Below are 19,770 nucleotides of genomic sequence, written 5' to 3'. Positions count from 1 at the left end.
CGGCGTTTTTTTGCCGCAATTTGTTTCAATCCGTACCGGGTAGCGATTTGCTGAACCGTTTTTGTGATCTGGATCGCTATTGAATGGTTGGCCTGCGGATGGTGATTGTTGTTTTCGCGGCGGGATTTTACAGTGTGGGGAGTTAGGGGCTTTATTTACTTTGCGGAGAACACACTGATGACCTATGCCCTCGTTGGGGATGTCGGCGGTACCAACGCTCGGCTGGCGTTATGCACCGTGGCGACGGGTGCCATTACCCAGGCGAAAACCTATTCCGGCCTGGAGTTTGATAGCCTGGAAGCGGTTATTCGCCAATACCTGAAAGAACATGACGTGGCGGTGCAGGATGCCTGCATCGCCATTGCCTGCCCGGTCACCGAAGACTGGGTGGCCATGACCAACCATACCTGGGCATTTTCGATCAAGGAAATGAAGGCCAATCTGGGGCTGAATCATTTGGAAGTCATCAATGATTTTACCGCGGTGTCGATGGCGGTTCCGATACTGGGCGAGGACGACGTGATCCAGTTCGGCGGCGGCCAGCCGCAAAAGGGCAAGCCGATTGCGGTCTATGGCGCCGGCACCGGGCTTGGCGTGTCCCACCTGGTGCACGTCAACCGGCGCTGGGTTAGCCTGCCGGGCGAGGGCGGCCACGTGGATTTCGCGCCGAACAGCGAAGAGGAGGATTTGATCCTCGAGGTGCTGCGCGCCGAAATCGGCCATGTTTCGGCCGAGCGTGTGCTCTCGGGGCCGGGGCTGGTGAATCTCTACCGGGCGATCGTTAAAGCGGACAACCGCCTGCCGGAAAAACTGGCGCCGAAAGACGTCACCGAGCGCGCGCTGGCAGACAGCTGTACCGATTGCCGCCGCGCGCTGTCGCTGTTTTGCGTGATCATGGGGCGTTTTGGCGGCAATCTGGCGCTGAATCTTGGGACGTTTGGCGGCGTTTATATTGCCGGCGGCATCGTGCCGCGCTTTATGGCGTTTTTTAAGGCTTCGGGTTTTCGCGCCGCATTTGAGGATAAAGGGCGCTTTAAGGATTATGTCCACCCGATTCCGGTGTTCATGATTACCCATGCGCAGCCGGGGCTGCTGGGCGCCGGCGCCCACCTGCGCCAGACGCTGGGGATGCATTTGTAATCGCTGGCCGTTACCCAAAAGAAAAAGGATGCCGCCGTTTGGCCGCATCCTTTTTTTTGGCGCGTTCGAATCAGGCGTTAGCCTGCGCCAACTGCGGGCGTTCGCCGCTTTGCGTTTTGTCGCTGCTGCCGTGCGGCGCCTTAATGAACAGCGTAATCAGCAGCGAGGCGATGGACAGCGCCGTAATCACAATAAAAGTGGCGTGGAAGCCGCCGAAGTATTTGGCGATGAAAGAACCCGCCAAGGCGCCCAGCCCAAACCCCTGATAAATGATGCCGTAGTTCTTACTGTGGTTTTTCATCCCGAAGAAGTCACCAATGATGGCCGGGAAAACGGTAATGTTGCCGCCGAAACAGAAGGCTACGGCGCCCACGCACAGGAAGAAAGCGGTATGGCTGAGGTGGAAGACGCTCAGGGCAACCACCGCCAGAATGGTAACCAGCATGGTGAAGCTGATCACCCGCATGCGGCCGACTTTATCCGATAGCGTGCCCAGGATGATGCGGCCGGCGGTGTTGCAGATGGCCACGGCGGAAACGGTGTTGGCCGCAGTGGCCAAATCCATGCCGGTCAGTTGCACACCCATGTCTTTGACAATGCCGATCAGGTACAGGCCGCTCATGCAGGCGCTAAAGAAAATAGCGAACAGCAGATAGGCTTCTTTGGTCGCCAACATTTGGCGCACGCTGTAATCACTGCGCGGTGCGCTGGATTGGCCCGCTGCACGTTGGGCGTTGGCCGGCTCTTTCAACCACAGCGAGCCGAAAACAATCAGCGCCATAATGATCGCGCCCCAGTAGAAGAATGCCGCAGACACGCCGGCGCCAGCGATCAGCGCGGAGTTTACGTATTTAAACAGCAGGCTGCCGCAGCCGAACGCGCCGACCGAAATGCCTGAAATCAGCCCTTTGTTGGCCGGGAACCATTTGATCAGATTCGATAGCGTGGAAATATAGGCGATCCCCACCGCCAGGCCCACGAGCACCCCGGCCAGCAGGTAAATCATGGTCAGTGAACTGACGTAGGCGCTGGCGATCAACCCCAGGCCAACCAGCACCCCGGCTGCCAATGTCAGGTTGCGGATGCCGAAGCGTTCTTGCAACTTGCCGGCAAACAGCGTGGAAAACGCCAGGAAGAAGCTGGTGATGGAGAACGTGGTGGCCACATCGCCCAGCCCCCAGTGGAACTTATCCACCAGCGGCTGATTGAACAGGCTCCAGGTGTAGATGGTGCCCAGGCCCATCTGGCAAATGATGGTGCCAAAAACGATTAAGCTACGATTTACCGGTTTGATGCTCATCGGCCGGTCTCCTTCCTCTGTAATAAACGCGCTGGAAAAGCGGCGGGTGGTTCGGGGCGGGTCGCCTGCGAAAGCCCCGCGGTATGGGCTTATTATAAAAGGGGGGCCGGTGTGGCATGCCGTTTCGGGAATGAGCTGCCGCCGCAGAGGAATGAAATGCATCAGAGGCTGCATGAAGTGCCGATTTTGGGCCGAAAAAGGCGCGAAATACCGCCGTTGACATGTGATCTACATCAAACATATCAACAATTTATTGGGTGCCGGCGGCGGTGAATTGTATGAAAAATGTGAAGATTGGGGCGCTAAGACGTAAATTGGTATTGTTCCTATAGAGCGGCGCAGGGGGCGGCACTATGTTGTCTGCAACCGGACCATGTCCGCAATGCAGGAGTAGAAAGAATGAAGAAAGTATTGCTATTACTGGCCGTGCTGTTGCCATGGCCAATGATCAGCCATGCGGATATCTCCATCGGTGTGAGTGTGCCAGGCGTATCGCTGCATATCGGCGATCGCGATGACCGTGGCTATTACTGGGATGGGGGGCGCTGGCGCGAGCCCGGTTGGTGGCACCGGCATTATCCGCCGCGTGACGGCTATTATTATGCGCCGCCGCCACGTGTCTATTACGTGCCGCCGCCACCGCCGCCACGTGGATGGCGTGATCGCCCGCCGCATCGGGATTATCACGACCACGATCATCACCACGATCGCGACGATCGCCGTGGCCCGCCGCGGTGGTAACGAATTAGATGCGCATTAATTTGCGGAACTCTTTCACTTTGCTGCGGCTGACCGGCACCTCAAACTCCAGGTCGCTCAGCCGCAGAATATAGGTGTTGTTGAACCACGGAACGATCTCGCGGATTTTCGATAAGTTGACGCAGTAGGAGCGGTGGCAGCGGTAAAAATGTTCCTCCGGCAGCCGGCTGTAAAATTCGGTGATGTTCATTGGCATGACGAATTCTTCACGCCGGGTATATACCCGCGTAACCTTTTCATCGGCGGCGGCATAGTAGATATCGTTGATATCCGTCACGATGATGCGTTCATCTTTCACCAGGTTGATGCTGTGGCCGCCGCGGCCGGCCGGAAGGGCCTGTTCCGCTCCGCTGGCGGCCTGCCGGCTGTGCAGCGCCTCCAGCTTTTGCAGCATGGTGACGATGCGTGCCTCATGGTACGGTTTGAGGATGTAGTCAAAAGCTTCGATCTCGAAGGCTTCAACCGCATGTTCCTTGTAGGCGGTAATAAAAATAATCGCCGGGCGGTGGGCGAATTTACTGATGTTCTGCGCCAGCAGCACCCCGTCCAGCGAGGGAATATTGATATCCAGGAAAATGGCGTCCACCTGGTGGTTCTGCAGGTATTTCAGCACGTCCAGCCCATCTTCAAAGGTGGCTTCAATGGTGATACGGCTGTGCTTTTTTATCAGGTAGCTCAACTCTTCCTGCGCAAGGAATTCATCTTCGACAATAATGGCTTTCATGGTTGTTCCCCCGCGGTTTCTGTCTGCAGTTTGCTGCCGTTTCTGGTGACATAAAACACAATTTCGGTGCCCGGTTCCAGGCGGCGGATACACAGCCCCTTGCCGTACAGCAGTGAAACCCGATGGTGCACGTTCAGCAGGCCGATGTTGTGGCCCGGCACTTCGTTGCGCGCAACGCGGTCGATCACCTGCTGCTCAATACCATTGCCGGTATCTTTTACCGAGATCCGGATGCATTCGCCCTGATCTTTCACCGCGATCACCACCACCCCTTTACCTTTGCAGGGCTGGATACCGTGAACGATGGCGTTCTCTACCAGCGGCTGGATCAGCAGGCTGGGGATGCGCACAGAAACATCATCATCGATGTCGTAAATCACCGTCAGCTTGCTGCCGAAGCGCGCCTGTTCAATCGCGATATAGTCCTGGATTTGGTGCAGCTCTTTGCGGATATCGATAAATTCGTCGTTTAATTCAAGATTGTACCGCAGGTAGCGCGACAGGTTGATAATCAGCTGGCGCGCGGTATCCGGGTTCAGGCGAATCGACGAGGAGATGGCGTTCAGCGCGTTAAACAGGAAGTGGGGGTTGATTTTGCTTTGCAGCGCGCGCATTTCCGCTTTATCCGCCATTTGGCGCAGGTGTTCAATGCGCGAAACTTCCATCTGGGTGGAGATGATTTGCGACAGGCCGACGGCCATGACCTTCAGCGTATTGGTGATCTGGTGCGCGTGGCAGTAGTAAATTTTCAGCGCGCCGGACACGTTGCCCTTTTCCCACAGCGGGATCACCAACTGCGAGTGGATCTGCGGTGTGGCCGGGTTTTCCAGGTTGTTTTTGATGATGATTTTGCCGTGCCGGATGCTTTCGCGCGTTACGCGGCTGAGCCCTTCGCGCCCGATGGGGTAGGCCTCCTGACCAACCCCGACGTAGGCCAGCACCTGGTGCGTATCGGTCATCGCCACCGCGTCGGCCTTGATGTCATGGCGGATAATTTCACAGATGGTGGCCAGCGCTTCGCTGTTAACGTTGCGGAAATAGGGCAGGGTTTTGCGTGCGATATCCAGCGCCAGCTTGGCCTGGCGGGCGGCGATCACTTCTTTTTCATCTTCCACGCTTTGCACCAGCAGCACGATCAGGCCGATACACACCGTGCCCAGGATCATCGGCAGCGCAATTTTGGAAACAATATCCAGCCCGAGCGATGTGGGGGTTGCCCATAGCACAATCAGCAGCATAGTCAGGCTTTCGCACAGCATGCCGCCGACGATCCCGGCGCGCCAGCGCTGCTCTTTTTTCACCTTCAGGTTGATATAGCCGGCGCTGATGCCCGCGATAATGCTGGTGATCAGGCAGGGCACCGACGTAATGCCGCCAATATCAATCAAATAGCGATGCAGCCCGGCGATCACCCCGGTGATGATGCCAACCCACGGGCCGAACAGAATGCCGCCGGCCATGATGGCGATCACCCGCACGTTAACCAGCGAGCCTTCAACGTTGATGCCGGAATAGGTACTGAACAGGGCGAACAACGAAAAGATGGCCGTGACCGCCGCCAGTTCCAACGGCGTGTGCTCCTCTTTCTGCAATAGCTGGCGGAACAGCCGGGTGCGGGTGAGGAAGAACAGACAAATCAACATCAGGGCGGCGCGATCAAACACCGCAAGCAGCATTTCAAAAAACGGGTGCACAGGGCGCTCTCGCTGTAGCAAAAAGAGAAAGCGAGTATATATGAGAGCGTGCGGCGGGCAAACCGCCGCACGGCGCGGGTTATTGCATACCTAACTGCGCTTTGCCCAACGGCGTAAGCAGATCGGCGGTGGCGCGGCCGATGAAATCCACTTCAAAATCATCAGGGGCGAAATCCGGCGGCGTGCGGCCGGCCAGGAAGCTTGGCAACTGGCGCTGCAGGTAGGCGTCGTTTTTCGCACAGCCCGGCGCCGCGGCGATATACATCACGTTGCTGTCGAATTCGCCATGGTGCTCGTTTTCCACCGCGTGGATCACGTCGCAATGCCAAAACACCGTATCGCCGGGCTCCAGATCGGGAATTGGGGAAATCCCACTAAGCAAAAGGGGATGCCATTTTTCCGAGATCGACAGCGCACGCCCCGGCGCAGCATCGCACAAATCGTCCTCGGCGACGTCATCCTGCAGGGCGCGCAGCAGGATATACGCCATGGCGTTGGCGATGGGCACCAGATTCAGCGTGCCGGCGTGGGTGCGCTGTGGCGTGAGCGCCGTCCAACCCTGGAATGTGCGGAACATCGAGCACACCGCAGGGGAGGCGATTTCACGCACTTCGGTACGGCCGTCCGCGGCAAAGGGATCGTACTGTTGCCAGTGGCCGGAAAAGACATGGCGGTAAACGTAGCGGAAGTTTTCATCCAGCCAGCGCTCAATGGTGCCGCTGTCGACGTGCGGCGACAGCCCCAGTGATGAGGAGTTGGGCGGGCGGCGGCGTGTGCGATCGGCATAGGTAGCCACACGCTGTGGATCAAAATGCTGTTTGCCGTTGCTTTGCGTTTCCCACAGGCTGTTGAGGAATACCTGCACGGCGTGCATCCGCTCATGCTGGCGCGCTTCCACCTGCGGTTTCGACCAATAAATGCCGTAGATCTGCGGCTTGCTGGCGGCCAGCTTGCCGAAGTAGTTATCTTCGGCGGCGTTTTTCAGCCGTTCGACGAAGTTGTTGCGCGCCAGATAATCACCGATTTCCTGGTTCCAGGCCGCGGCCTGCTGCGCGGGGAACACGCCGTGAATAGCGCAACAGCCGCGTTGTTTTATCAGCGCTTTTTGCTGGTCGGTGACGCGGTTTTGCAGGATGTCTTCGGCGTTGAGCTGCGGCACCGGGTTTTCGCCGCTGGCCAGTTCCCGGCGGATTTGCGCCACCTGCTGGCGGATGTTATCTTCCAGCGCCACAAACACCTCGCGGTAGTTCGGCAACGCCTGGCGTAGCTGCTGTTTAACGGTTTTTATTGCGCTGGGGATATCGTCAATCTGTAGGGATGACATGATGTTCTCCTTAGGTTGCCGTTGAATGTCTGCGGCGGCAGTGGGTTGCGTTTTTGTTTCCGTGCTGTTAATGATTGTCTGCGATTATTGAGGAAAATAAAGAGATATCTTTCATTTGAAACTTCCTCTTTTTTCGTTTTGCTGGCGCGATCGCATAAACGGTGCCGCCGGCCTGGCGGCAAGCGACAAGGTAAAATTATGTTTCTGGGGGTCGACAGCCCAGCCGCGCTGCGTTATGTTCAGTTTCCGGCCACGAAAACGGTGGCCAGCGTCGCTCGGACGGTCCGGGCGCTAACGTATCCCGAGGAACCTATGGCTGATAATCACAGTCCGCGCCGTTTTACGCGCATCGAACGTCTCCCCCCTTATGTATTCAACATCACCGCCGAACTGAAGATGGCTGCGCGCCGGCGTGGTGAAGACATCATCGACTTCAGCATGGGTAACCCCGACGGCCCAACGCCGCCGCATATTGTGGAAAAACTCTGCACCGTGGCCCAGCGCGACGACACCCACGGCTACTCGACCTCACGCGGTATCCCGCGCCTGCGCCGCGCGATTTCGCGCTGGTATCAGGATCGCTATCAGGTCGAGATCGATCCGGAAAGCGAAGCCATTGTCACCATCGGCTCAAAAGAAGGGCTGGCGCACCTGATGCTGGCAACGCTCGATCATGGTGATACCGTGCTGGTGCCAAACCCGAGCTACCCGATCCATATTTACGGTGCAGTGATCGCCGGCGCCCAGGTGCGTTCGGTGCCGCTGGTGGAAGGCGGCGATTTCTTTGGTGAGCTGGAGCGCGCCATTCGCGAGACGATCCCGCGTCCAAAAATGATGATCCTCGGCTTCCCGTCCAACCCAACGGCGCAGTGCGTCGAGCTTGATTTCTTTGAGCGTGTGGTGGCGTTGGCGAAGCAATATAACGTGCTGGTGATCCACGATCTGGCCTATGCCGATATCGTTTACGACGGCTGGAAAGCCCCGTCGATCATGCAGGTGCCCGGCGCCAAAGACATCGCGGTGGAATTCTTCACGCTGTCGAAAAGCTACAATATGGCGGGTTGGCGCATCGGCTTTATGGTGGGCAATCAGGAATTGGTCAGCGCGTTGACGCGCATTAAAAGTTACCACGACTACGGCACGTTCACCCCGCTGCAGGTGGCGGCCATCGCTGCCCTGGAAGGGGACCAGCAGTGCGTGCTGGATATTGCCGAGCAGTATCGCCAGCGGCGCAACGTGTTGGTGAAAGGGTTGCATGAAGCCGGTTGGATGGTGGAAAACCCGAAAGCTTCGATGTACGTGTGGGCGAAAATCCCGGAACCTTACGCGCACATGGGCTCGCTGGAGTTCGCTAAACGCCTGCTGGCGGAGGCGAAAGTCTGCGTGTCGCCGGGCATCGGCTTTGGCGATTACGGCGATGATCACGTGCGCTTTGCGCTGATCGAAAACCAAGATCGCATTCGCCAGGCGGTGCGCGGGATTAAAGCGATGTTCCGCGCAGACGGGCTGCTCAAGCCAGCAGCCAAACACAGCGCGGCTGCCGCCGAGAAATAATTGGCCGCCCGCAGCCGGCAATAAAAAACCCCAGGGGGCTAACCTTGGGGTTTTTTACATTTGAAAGGGGCTGAATGCCCCTTGCCTGGTGATTAGTCGGTCAGGAGACCATAAACATGAAGGTGCCTACCCATGCAACCAGCATAAACGACACGCCCAGCAAAAAATATTTCACTGAATAACTCCCGTTTGGAGTTCCTCGCCAGCAACGATCCCGATTGTTGTGCTGAGATTTTATGGGTTATCCACGGCCTGCCGGTGGTTGTTCAAATCAGGAACAACAATGCCTGCGGCTGCAAATCACCCTGTTGCCGTGTTTCCTTGTCCTTGAGGTTAACGTGAGCCACGGCAGGATCGGCGCTAATGTACTCTCAATGTCGGAATGATTTCAATACTGTGTATTTGATCACATTTATTGATGGTTTCTTAACCATTTCCTGCCCGATGTACAGTGCGCTAGCCGTGATGGCACCGCCTCAAGTTGAGGTTGGGTTATATCGCCAGCGGCAGAATCCAGTTTGTTCACACCGAACAATGCATTAACATAACGCATACTCTCACTGGCATGGCTACGATGGATATCCGATGCGTCACTTGGCTGCTCTTTTACCTTTGATCACCTTGCTGGCTGCCTGCAGCAGCAATCCGAAACCGACTATCGCCTCCCCGCAAACGGCGGCGCCTAAAAACGGGGGGTTTCTGCTGACGCCTGAGCATAGCGTCAGCCCGCTGAGCGGGGATTTCGCCGCTAATCCGGCGACAGAACGCTTTATCGATAAAATGGTGCGGGAACATGGTTTTGAGCGCCAGCAACTGCACGATGTGCTGGCGCAGGCCAAGCAACTGGATTGGGTATTGCGCCTGATGGATCAGCAGGCGCCGACGGCGCTGCCGCCATCCGGCCCGAACGGCGCGTGGCTCCGCTACCGCGGCAAATTTATTACGCCGGATAATGTTCAAAACGGCGTAGTGTTCTGGAACCAGTATCAGGATGCCCTGCAGCGTGCCCAGCAAATCTACGGGGTGCCGCCGGAAATTATCGTCGGCATTATTGGGGTGGAAACCCGCTGGGGACGCGTGATGGGGAAAACGCGCATCATCGACGCTCTGGCGACTCTGGCCTTTGCTTACCCGCGCCGCGCCGAGTTTTTCAGCAGCGAGCTGGAAACATTCCTGTTAATGGCCCGTACGGAGCAGGACGATCCGTTGGATCTGCGCGGCTCGTATGCCGGCGCGATGGGCTATGGGCAATTTATGCCTTCGTCATTCAAGAACTATGCGGTTGATTTTAACGGCGATGGCCATATCAACCTGTGGGATCCGGTGGATGCTATCGGCAGCGTGGCCAACTACTTCAAGGCGCACGGCTGGCAGCCAGGCGCCGGTGTGGCGGTGGTCGCCAACGGCCAGGCGCCCGGGTTGGCAAACGGCTTTAAGACACGCTATAACGTTGCTGCCCTGCGTGAGGCCAGTTTAACCCCGCAGACCCCGCTGGCCGGGGAGCAAGAGGTGAGCCTGCTGCGCCTTGATATGGGCAGCAGCTATCAATATTGGTTTGGCTTGCCGAACTTCTATGTGATTACCCGTTATAACCACAGCACCCACTACGCCATGGCGGTATGGCAACTGGGTGAGGCTGTCAGCCGCGCCGCCCGTGGGGTGAACTGAACCGGGTTATTCAGGCGTTATCCCTCTACCAACGTATAAAGCACGCCAGCCCCTTGGGGCTGGCTAATTCCATTTCGGCCCGCCGCTGCTCGCCATCGTGATGAAGGTGTGCGGTAAGTCACCTTTTGCTTGAATAGCGTAATTATTTGCGCCAAATCAAAACCCGCTTCGTGCTACCATTGCCATACAAAATAAAAGGTCTTTTAGCCGTTTAATTTACGTGGGTAATACGTGCCCACATTGTATGAGCTTCATTTGAATGTGAGCATGGAGGAGCCCAATGCGGGTAAGCAGAAGGCAGTTTTTCAGGATTTGTGCCGGCGGGATGGCGGGTACAACCGTCGCCGCCCTTGGATTCACCCCCTCAATCGCGTTAGCCGAAACACGCCAATATAAACTCTTGCGCTCAAAAGAAACCCGAAACAACTGCACCTATTGTTCAGTGGGCTGCGGGGTGATCCTCTATAGCATGGGGGATGGGGCCAAGAATGTGCGCGAGAGTATCTTCCACGTGGAGGGCGATCCGGATCACCCCGTGAGCCGCGGCTCACTGTGCCCGAAAGGGGCTGGGGTGCTGGATTATATCCACAGTGAAAACCGGCTGCGCTACCCGCAGTACCGTGCGCCCGGCACCGATCGCTGGCAACGCATCAGTTGGGAGGAGGCGATTGAACGCATCGCCCGCCTGATGAAAGACGATCGCGACGCCAACTTTGTGGAAAAGAATGCGCAGAACGTTACCGTCAACCGCTGGACGACCACCGGCATGTTATGCTCTTCGGCTGCCAGTAATGAAACCGGGCTGCTGGATCAGAAATTCACCCGCGCGCTCGGCATGGTGGCGATCGATTGCCAGGCCCGTTTGTGCCATGGCCCGACGGTTTCAGCCCTGGCGCCCACCTTTGGCCGCGGTGCGATGACCAACAACTGGGTCGATATTAAAAATGCCAACCTGGTGTTGATCATGGGCGGCAACGCGGCGGAAGCGCACCCGGTCGGGTTTAAATGGGTGATAGAAGCGAAAACGCAAAATGACGCCACCGTGGTGGTGGTGGACCCGCGCTTTAACCGCAGCGCCGCCGTGGCGGATCTCTATTCGCCGATCCGCGCCGGCTCCGACGCCGCGTTCCTGCTGGGTGTGATTCACTATCTGATTGAAAATAATAAAATTCAATCCGAGTACGTGAAGAATTACACCAATGCCAGCTTCCTGGTGCGGGAGGATTATACCTTCCACGATGGGCTGTTCAGCGGTTACGACGCAGAAAAACGGCAATATGACAAACACACCTGGTTCTACCAGCTTGATGAACAAGGCTATGCGCGGCGTGATACCACGCTGACCGATCCACGCTGCGTGTGGAACCTGTTGAAACAGCATGTCAGCCGTTACACGCCCGAGCTGGTCAGCCGTATTTGCGGCACACCGCAAGACGACTTCCTGAAAATCTGCGCGTTATTGGCCGAAACCTGCGCCCCCGATCGCACCGCAACCATTCTGTACGCGTTGGGGTGGACGCACCATTCCGGCGGTGCACAGATCATCCGCTGTGCGGCGATGGTGCAGCTGTTGTTGGGCAATATCGGCATGCCTGGCGGCGGGGTCAATGCGCTGCGCGGCCACTCGAACATTCAGGGCTATACCGATCTGGGCCTGCTCTCCACCAATCTTCCCGGCTATATGCCGTTGCCTTCTGAAAAGCAGGCCGATTACCAGAGCTATATCACGCAAATCACGCCGGCCTGCCTGGGGCAGAACGAAGTCAACTTCTGGCACAACACGCCCAACTTTTTCGTCAGCATGATGAAAAGCTTTTGGGGCGATAAGGCCAGTGCACAAAACCAGTGGGGTTATGACTGGCTGCCGAAGTGGGATCGCCTGTATGACGTATTAACGCAGGCGGAGCTGATGGCCCAGGGCAAAATGAACGGCTATATCGTTCAAGGCTTTAACCCGTTGGCAGCGTTCCCGGATAAGAATAAATCGGCGCGGGCGCTGGCGAAGCTGAAATACATGGTGGTGATCGATCCGCTGGTGACGGAATCTTCCAATTTCTGGCAGAACCACGGCGAGATGAATGACATTAATCCGGCGGACATCCAGACCGAAGTGTTCCGCTTGCCGTCCTCTTGCTTTGCTGAAGAAGACGGCTCGATCGCCAACTCCGGCCGTTGGCTGCAGTGGCACTGGGCGGCGGCGGAGCCACCGGCCGAGGCATTGCACGACGGCAAGATTATCGGCCGCCTGTTTACCCAGCTGCGCGACATGTATCGCCGGGAAGGTGGCGCCAACCCAGAACCGGTGCTGAATATGGCCTGGGATTATCATGATCCGGCCGATCCTACCCCGGAAGAGATCGCCCGCGAAGCCAACGGCAAAGCCCTGGCGGATATTACCGACGCCGCCGGCAATGTGGTAGTGAAAAAGGGGCAGCAGATCAGCGCGTTTTCCCAGTTGAAAGCGGACGGCTCAACCAGCAGCTTCTGCTGGATTTATGCCGGGAGCTGGACGGAGGAAGGCAACCAGATGGATAGCCGCGACAACAGCGATCCTTCCGGGCTGGGCTGCACGCCCGGCTGGGCCTGGTCATGGCCGGCCAACCGCCGCATCTTGTATAACCGTGCATCGGTGGATCCGCAGGGCAAACCCTGGGATGCCAAACGTGAAATCATCCGCTGGGACGGCGCCAAATGGGTGGGGTTTGACGTGGCGGATTACAGCCAGGCCGCGCCAGGCAGCGGCGTCGGGCCGTTTATTATGAACCAGGAAGGCGTCGGCCGTTTATTCGCGCTGGATAAAATGAACGACGGCCCGTTCCCGGAACACTATGAACCGGTTGAAACGCCGATCGGCACCAACCCGTTGCACCCGGCTGTGGTTTCCAACCCGGCCGCGCGTATTTTTGCTGACGATTTGCAAAATATGGGGCGTGCGGAGGAGTTCCCCTATGTCGCCACGACGTATTCGATCACCGAGCTGTTCCGCCATTGGACCAAACATGCGCGGCTAAACGCCATTGTTCAGCCGGAGCAGTTTATCGAGATCGGCGAAGCGCTGGCTAGCCGCAAAGGCATCGCCCAGGGCGACGAAGTTCGCATCTCGTCTAAACGCGGTTTTATCAAGGCGAAAGCGGTGGTGACCAAGCGTATTCGGCCACTGCTGATTAACGGCAGTGAGGTGGAAACGATCGGCATTCCTTGCCACTGGGGCTTTGAAGGCGAAACCCGCAAGGGGTTCCTGGCCAATACCCTGACGCCGTCGGTTGGCGATGCCAACTCGCAGACGCCGGAGTATAAGGCCTTCTTAGTGAACGTGGAAAAGGTATAAGGAGCCGAATTTATGTCCATGCAATCCCAAGACATTATCAAACGTTCGGCCACCAATGCGATGACGCCGCCGCCGCAGGCCCGTTCTCATAAGGAAGAGGTCGCCAAGCTGATTGACGTTTCCATCTGCATTGGTTGCAAGGCTTGCCAGGTGGCCTGTTCGGAATGGAACGACATTCGTGATGAGGTGGGGCACTGCACCGGCGTTTACGATAACCCGGCCGATCTAAGCGCCAAATCCTGGACGCTGATGCGCTTTAGCGAAACCGAGCAGAACGGCAAGCTGGAGTGGCTGATCCGCAAAGACGGCTGCATGCACTGCGCCGAGCCGGGCTGCCTGAAGGCTTGCCCTTCGGCCGGGGCGATTATTCAGTATGCCAACGGCATTGTGGATTTTCAGTCTGAGCACTGTATCGGCTGTGGCTACTGTATCGCCGGTTGTCCGTTCAACATCCCGCGCCTGAACCCGGACGATCACCGGGTATATAAATGCACCCTGTGCGTCGACCGCGTTACCGTAGGGCAGGAGCCGGCGTGTGTGAAGACCTGCCCAACCGGCGCCATCCATTTCGGCAGCAAACAAGACATGCTGGAACTGGGGGCGGAACGCGTTGCGCATCTGCAAAAGCGCGGCTATGCGCAGGCCGGCGTTTACAACCCGCAGGGCGTGGGCGGTACCCATGTGATGTACGTGTTGCACCATGCCGATCGGCCGGAGCTTTATCACAACCTGCCCAAAGAGCCGCAGATCGCTATGCCGGTCAACCTGTGGAAAGGCGTGTTGAAACCCCTGGCGGCCGCGGGCTTTATCGCCACCTTCGCCAGCCTGATTTTCCACTATATCGGCATTGGGCCAAACAATGAGACCGAGGATGACGATGAGGAGAATGGTCATGAGTAAAAGCAAGATGATTGTTCGCACCCGGTTCATCGATCGCGCCTGTCATTGGACGGTGGTGATCTGTTTCTTCCTGGTGGCGCTCTCGGGGATTGCGTTGTTCTTCCCCACGTTGCAGTGGCTGACGGAAACCTTCGGCACGCCGCAGATGGGGCGCATTCTGCACCCGTTTTTCGGCGTGGTGATTTTCCTGGCGCTGGTGTTTATGTTTTTCCGCTTTGTAAAACACAACATCCCGGAAAAGGAAGATCTGCCGTGGATCAAAGGCATCGTCGAGGTGTTGAAGGGCAATGAGCACAAAGTGGCGGACGTTGGCAAATACAATGCCGGGCAGAAGATGATGTTCTGGAGCATCATGAGCATGATTTTTGTGCTGCTGGTCACCGGGGTGATTATCTGGCGGCCGTATTTTGCGCCGTTCTTCCCGATTGTGTGGATCCGCATTGCGCTGTTGATCCACGCCACGGCGGGCATCGTGCTGATCCATGCCATTTTGATTCATATGTACATGGCCTTTTGGGTGAAAGGTTCGATAAAAGGCATGATTGAAGGCAAGGTCAGCCGCCGCTGGGCGAAGAAGCACCATCCGCGCTGGTATCGCCAGATCGAAGCCAAAGAAACACAGGAAGAAAAGGGCGGGGTGTAAGCGCCTGTTTAGCGGCCGGGTTTTTGCCCGGCCCTCAAGATTAAAACAACGCATTGTCTGTGATTTATATCCCAAATAATTCGCGTTGCAGGACAAAAGCGTTTTTTAACAGCCCCTGCCCCGCAGAGGCGAAGCCCTGGTCAACATACCTGCAACTTGATATATGAAGGGTATATTTATTTTCTCCTCTTTATGCCACGCCCTTGCTCCGAGCAATCCCCTGTTTTAAATAAATTGCTATCATTCGATTTGATTTTTGGCTTGTCTGGCAAGAAAGTGGATTTATTGAAAATATTCAGTGATGATTCAGGGTTTTTATATTCGCTTGTTAAATAAGTCCCTGAATAAGTATTGTGTGTTCCATGTTAATATTGATTTTAATCAATATTTGATAAATTTATTATCATTCCCCTGACATTTAACGCACCGACAGTGGATATTGCTACTTCACGTGTAAATGATAGTCATTTGGGCGACCTTTCCAAGGTTATTGACTGATGTTCTAATCGCCAAAATAATAGAAAATTCTTAGTTTTTTTAAATTTTCAGATCAATGATCTGTGTGGTTGATCTTTTATTGATGTTTGTTCTAATATCGCTTGTGTTGAAATTTGTCTTAAAAACCATCACATGGCGATATGAAGAGGGATCTATGAGCGAAAACAGCTTCCAGAATGAAGTGCCAAAAGCTCGCGTTAATCTGAAGTTAGACCTGCATACCGGCGGTGCGCAGAAGAAAGTGGAACTGCCGCTGAAATTGTTAGTGACGGGCGACTTCAGTAATGGCAAAGAGTCGCGGCCATTATCTGAACGTGAGAAAGTAAATGTCAACAAAAATAACTTTAACAGCGTACTTGCAGAATTTAGCCCATCCTTAAATCTTTGCGTTGAAAATACCCTGGCCGGTGATGGCGCCGAGGAAAATATTCATCTTGCCTTTCGTGACATGAAAGATTTCGAGCCGGAACAGGTCGCCCGCCAAATACCTCAATTGAAAGCCATGCTTGCCATGCGCAATCTGCTGCGCGATCTGAAATCCAACCTCCTGGACAACGCCACCTTCAGAAAATCTTTTGAGGCCATATTACGTGACCCGGCGCTAAGCGAGGAGTTGCGCGCTGAACTGTCTGAACTGGCTCCGAAAGACGCCTGATAATTCCACGGATCAACACGAGAGAATGCCCATGTCTGTACAAAACACGACGGCGTCTTCCGGCGAAACCCTCGTTCGGGAACGTTCTGAAGCGGGTGGCGTATACGCCTCCTTGTTTGAAAAAATCAATCTCAAACCGGCCACGCATTTAAGCGATATCAGTATCTGGCAGGATGAAACCGCCATGGCCGAAGCTGGGGCGAATGAACGTATTACCGCTGGTGTGCAGGTGTTTTTGGATCGCCTGAAACAGTCCGGCCAGAAGGTTGATAAACTCGATAAAACCTTAATCGATCACCAGATTGCTGAACTGGATTACCAGATTAGCCGCCAGCTTGATGCCGTGATGCACCATGCGGAATTTCAGGCGGTTGAAAGCCTGTGGCGCGGGCTTAAACACCTGGTGGACAACACGGATTTTCGCCAGAACGTGAAACTGGAAATCCTCGATCTCGCCAAAGAAGATCTACGCCAGGATTTCGAAGACTCGCCGGAAATCATTCAGAGTGGGTTGTACCGCCAGACGTATATTGCCGAGTACGATACGCCAGGGGGCGAGCCGATTGCGGCGGTGATCTCGGCATATGAATTTGACGCATCCGCCCAGGATGTGGCGCTGTTGCGTAACATCGCCAAAGTTTCCGCCGCTGCCCATATGCCGTTTATCGGTGCCGCCGGCGCTAAATTCTTCCTGAAGGAGGATATGGAACAGGTGGCTGCCATTAAAGATATTGGCAACTACTTTGACCGCGCCGAGTACATCAAATGGAAATCCTTCCGCGAGACGGACGACAGCCGTTATATTGGCCTGGTGATGCCGCGCGTGTTGGGGCGCCTGCCGTATGGCCCAGACACCGTGCCGGTGCGCAGCTTCAACTATGTGGAAGAAGTGAAAGGCCCGGAACACGAGAAATACCTGTGGACTAACGCCTCGTTTGCCTTTGCTTCCAATATGGTGCGCAGCTTTATCAACAATGGCTGGTGCGTGCAGATCCGTGGCCCGCAGGCCGGCGGCGCGGTTCAGGATTTGCCGATTCATCTGTATGACCTGGGCACCGGCAATCAGGTGAAAATCCCCTCTGAAGTGATGATCCCGGAAACCCGTGAGTTTGAGTTCTCCAATCTTGGCTTCATTCCGCTGTCTTACTACAAAAACCGCGACTACGCCTGTTTCTTCTCGGCGAACTCCACCCAAAAACCGGCGCTGTACGACACCCCTGACGCGACGGCCAACAGCCGTATTAACGCCCGTTTGCCGTATATCTTCCTGCTGTCGCGTATCGCTCATTACCTGAAGATTATTCAGCGTGAAAACATCGGCACCACCAAAGACCGCCGGCTGTTAGAGCTGGAACTTAACACCTGGGTACGTGGCCTGGTGACCGAAATGACCGATCCAGGCGACGAGCTGCAGGCTTCTCACCCGCTGCGCGATGCCAAAGTGATCGTTGAGGATATTGCAGACAACCCAGGTTTCTTCCGCGTGAAGCTGTATGCCGTGCCGCATTTCCAGGTTGAAGGGATGGACGTCAATCTATCGCTGGTTTCCCAGATGCCGAAGGCGAAAGCCTAAGTAAAGTAAGGCAGGAAGCCGATGAAGATTTTTCGTCCATTATGGGAGGACGGGGCCTTTCTGGCCCCGCAACAGTTTCAACAGCAGGCGCAGTGGGATGCGTATGTGAGCGACATCGTTGCACGGATGGGGCTGGCCCATCCGTGGGGAGTTATTGCTGCAGAATTCGATGACGCTGGGCTGGCATTATCCCGCCTCAATGCAACCCGCATAGTGGCGCGTTTCCCGGATGGCACATTGGTCGATACCGATCTGGCCGACAATTTGCCCCCTGTCTGTGATTTGTCTGCCGCATCCGGCCAGGATGTGGTGGACGTGCTGCTCGCTTTGCCGTTGCTCAGCGCCAATGGCGGTAATCTGGATGACGGGCAAGATAGCGATCGCCCACGCCGCTGGAAGGCTGAGCGCGTGCAGGTACAGGATCTGGCCGGAACCGAACGTGGCGAGCTGGCTATCCTGCGTCATGCTATTTCGTTGCGCCTTTCCTCACAGGAAAATACCGCGTATCTGACCTGCCCGGCCACACGGCTTGTGCGTAATGCGCAGGGGCAGTGGAGCCGGGATATTTCTTTTATCCCACCGTTACTCTCGTTGTCCGCGAGCCCTGTGCTGGCGATGGCGCTGGGCGACTTGCTGAAACGTCTGCAAGCAAGACGCCAGCGCCTGATGGCCATGCGCCGCGAAAGCAATGAGCGGATGGCGGATTTCGCCGTCGCGGATGTTTCCCTGTTCTGGTTACTGAATGCCCTGAACAGCGCGGAGCCGGTGCTGGCAGAGCTTTTGCAGGCGCCTGCCCGTCATCCCGAGCTGTTGTACCGGGAACTGGCACGCCTGGCCGGCAGCTTGCTGACGTTCTCACTTGAACATGATGTCAGGGATATTCCGGCTTATCAGCACGATGCGCCGGAGCAGGTGTTTCTGCCATTGCTTACGCTGCTCGACAAACTCCTTGAAGCCAGCCTGCCTTCCCGTGTGGTCAGTATCCAACTTGAGCATGAGGATCAAATTTGGAAAGGCTCGCTGCACGACGCCCGTTTGCGTGAAGGGGCTGATTTCTACCTCTCGGTGCGCTCCCCGATGCCAAATCATGAGTTGCAGGTCAGGTTCCCGCAATTGTGTAAGGCCGGCAGTTTTGATGACGTTTCCGATGTGGTGAACGTGGCGTTGAGCGGCATGGTCATCAAACCGCTTAGCCACGTGCCGGCTGCTATCCCGTTGCGTCTTGAGAACCAGTATTTTGCGCTGGATCTCTCGACGGATGCGGCCCGGGCGATGCTGGAAGCGGGCAGTTGTACCTTCTACACCCCGCGATCGCTCGGGGATGTGAAACTGGAACTTTATGCGGTGCTGCGTACATGAATAGATCCGATCTTAGCCAGATAGAACGTATTTTTTACCCCGGCTGGCTGATGGCCAGCCAACTGCGCGGCGGGCAGAAAGTACATGATGGTGAACGTTTGTATCGCCGTGCTTGCCATCTGGTGGAAAGCGCCCGTAAAGCATTGGCCGATGCCGGTTACAGCGAGGCCAGCCGGGAGCATATGATTTATGCGCTGTGTGCGCTGCTGGATGAGAGCGTGCTTAACCGTGGCGTGGATGATGATGGTTATCTGTTCTGGCGGCGTGATCCATTGCAGGCGCGTTTTTTTGGCACTCTGAAGGCGGGTGAGGAATTGTGGGAGCGGATCCGCAATATTCTTAAGGAAAACTCGCCGGATACGGCCGTGCTGACCTGTCTGTACCGCACTCTGCAGTTGGGGTTTGTCGGGCAGTACCGCGCACAGAATGACGAACGCCGTGAGGATGTGGTGCGCACGCTTGGCGAGCGGGTTCCGCCATTTACTCTGGCGCAGGACGCGCCGATTGTTGTTCGGGCGTCACGTCTGCGCAGCGGTCGCCGTCTATATTGGTTGTCGTGGATTGCCGGGATAGCCGTGCTGGCGGCGCTTTGGTTTTTCCTCTCTTCTTCCCTCACCGACATGGTGAGCCAGACAATCAGGCCGGGGTAAG

16 protein-coding genes are annotated in these 19,770 nt (G+C 56.1%); 11 read left to right on the top strand and 5 right to left on the bottom strand.

All coding sequences use genetic code 11. The features are described 5' to 3' along the window. Positions 1-174: 174 nt before the first annotated feature. Entirely contained in the window at positions 175-1,140 is a 966-nt protein-coding gene (gene glk, locus ABFX35_RS16035) for a glucokinase (RefSeq protein WP_346082383.1), read from the top strand. 70 nt (positions 1,141-1,210) lie between these two features. Here the strand turns inward: glk and ABFX35_RS16030 are convergent, their stop codons facing one another. Further along, positions 1,211-2,440 (bottom strand): L-lactate MFS transporter, encoded by a 1,230-nt coding sequence (locus ABFX35_RS16030; protein ID WP_279029314.1) that lies wholly within the window; start codon positions 2,438-2,440, stop codon positions 1,211-1,213. A gap of 399 nt (positions 2,441-2,839) precedes the next feature. On the opposite strand from ABFX35_RS16030, the gene ABFX35_RS16025 reads away from it, so the two are divergent. Next, positions 2,840-3,181, top strand: coding sequence for a DUF2502 domain-containing protein (locus ABFX35_RS16025; protein ID WP_346082163.1), 342 nt, complete (start codon positions 2,840-2,842; stop codon positions 3,179-3,181). 4 nt (positions 3,182-3,185) lie between these two features. Here ABFX35_RS16025 and ABFX35_RS16020 read toward each other — a convergent pair whose 3' ends face one another. The 3 genes from ABFX35_RS16020 to ABFX35_RS16010 all read right to left on the bottom strand — a co-directional run bounded on the left by ABFX35_RS16020 (position 3,186) and on the right by ABFX35_RS16010 (position 6,941). Further along, the gene (locus ABFX35_RS16020) at positions 3,186-3,923 is read right to left on the bottom strand and encodes a LytR/AlgR family response regulator transcription factor (RefSeq protein ID WP_346082162.1); all 738 of its coding nucleotides are present in this window, start codon (positions 3,921-3,923) and stop codon (positions 3,186-3,188) included. After that, entirely contained in the window at positions 3,920-5,599 is a 1,680-nt protein-coding gene (locus ABFX35_RS16015; RefSeq protein WP_279025930.1) for a sensor histidine kinase, read from the bottom strand. The genes ABFX35_RS16020 and ABFX35_RS16015 overlap by 4 nt, the downstream gene beginning before the upstream one ends. A gap of 97 nt (positions 5,600-5,696) precedes the next feature. Continuing rightward, positions 5,697-6,941, bottom strand: a complete 1,245-nt coding sequence (locus ABFX35_RS16010) for a DUF1479 domain-containing protein (protein WP_279025924.1) — start codon at positions 6,939-6,941, stop codon at positions 5,697-5,699. Positions 6,942-7,253: 312 nt separating this feature from the next. Here ABFX35_RS16010 and alaC point away from each other — a divergent pair, with 312 nt between their 5' ends. Then, positions 7,254-8,495 (top strand): alanine transaminase, encoded by a 1,242-nt coding sequence (alaC, locus tag ABFX35_RS16005; protein ID WP_279025922.1) that lies wholly within the window; start codon positions 7,254-7,256, stop codon positions 8,493-8,495. 100 nt (positions 8,496-8,595) lie between these two features. Here the strand turns inward: alaC and ypdK are convergent, their stop codons facing one another. Then, a complete protein-coding gene (gene ypdK / locus ABFX35_RS24215) occupies positions 8,596-8,670 on the bottom strand; it encodes a membrane protein YpdK (protein ID WP_121525611.1) in 75 nt (24 codons plus the stop codon). Positions 8,671-9,080: 410 nt separating this feature from the next. On the opposite strand from ypdK, the gene mltB reads away from it, so the two are divergent. The 8 genes from mltB (at position 9,081) to tssL (ending at position 19,769) form a co-directional block, all read left to right on the top strand. Beyond that, the gene (mltB, locus tag ABFX35_RS16000; RefSeq protein WP_346082161.1) at positions 9,081-10,163 is read left to right on the top strand and encodes a lytic murein transglycosylase B; all 1,083 of its coding nucleotides are present in this window, start codon (positions 9,081-9,083) and stop codon (positions 10,161-10,163) included. Positions 10,164-10,443: 280 nt separating this feature from the next. Next, positions 10,444-13,491, top strand: a complete 3,048-nt coding sequence (gene fdnG, locus ABFX35_RS15995; RefSeq protein WP_346082160.1) for a formate dehydrogenase-N subunit alpha — start codon at positions 10,444-10,446, stop codon at positions 13,489-13,491. A 12-nt stretch (positions 13,492-13,503) separates the two neighbouring features. Further along, positions 13,504-14,391: a formate dehydrogenase subunit beta gene (gene fdxH / locus ABFX35_RS15990; protein WP_121554480.1), complete on the top strand. Its 888-nt coding sequence runs from the start codon at positions 13,504-13,506 to the stop codon at positions 14,389-14,391. Beyond that, positions 14,384-15,034, top strand: a complete 651-nt coding sequence (gene fdnI / locus ABFX35_RS15985) for a formate dehydrogenase-N subunit gamma (protein ID WP_183096557.1) — start codon at positions 14,384-14,386, stop codon at positions 15,032-15,034. The genes fdxH and fdnI overlap by 8 nt, the downstream gene beginning before the upstream one ends. 652 nt (positions 15,035-15,686) lie before the next feature. Beyond that, complete coding sequence (tssB, locus tag ABFX35_RS15980; RefSeq protein WP_095847893.1) at positions 15,687-16,187, top strand: type VI secretion system contractile sheath small subunit; 501 nt, start codon at positions 15,687-15,689, stop codon at positions 16,185-16,187. 25 nt (positions 16,188-16,212) lie between these two features. Beyond that, a complete protein-coding gene (tssC, locus tag ABFX35_RS15975) occupies positions 16,213-17,760 on the top strand; it encodes a type VI secretion system contractile sheath large subunit (RefSeq protein WP_346082159.1) in 1,548 nt (515 codons plus the stop codon). Positions 17,761-17,781: 21 nt separating this feature from the next. Next, entirely contained in the window at positions 17,782-19,119 is a 1,338-nt protein-coding gene (tssK, locus tag ABFX35_RS15970; protein WP_279025911.1) for a type VI secretion system baseplate subunit TssK, read from the top strand. Beyond that, positions 19,116-19,769, top strand: coding sequence for a type VI secretion system protein TssL, short form (gene tssL, locus ABFX35_RS15965; RefSeq protein ID WP_095847896.1), 654 nt, complete (start codon positions 19,116-19,118; stop codon positions 19,767-19,769). Before tssK ends, tssL begins: the two co-directional genes overlap by 4 nt. Position 19,770: the final 1 nt, after the last annotated feature.

This window comes from Gibbsiella dentisursi, assembly GCF_039539505.1.
GTDB classification, from domain to species: domain Bacteria; phylum Pseudomonadota; class Gammaproteobacteria; order Enterobacterales; family Enterobacteriaceae; genus Gibbsiella; species Gibbsiella quercinecans.
The sequence above is the reverse complement of the archived record's forward strand: the minus strand, read 5'-3'. Positions and strand labels throughout refer to the sequence as shown.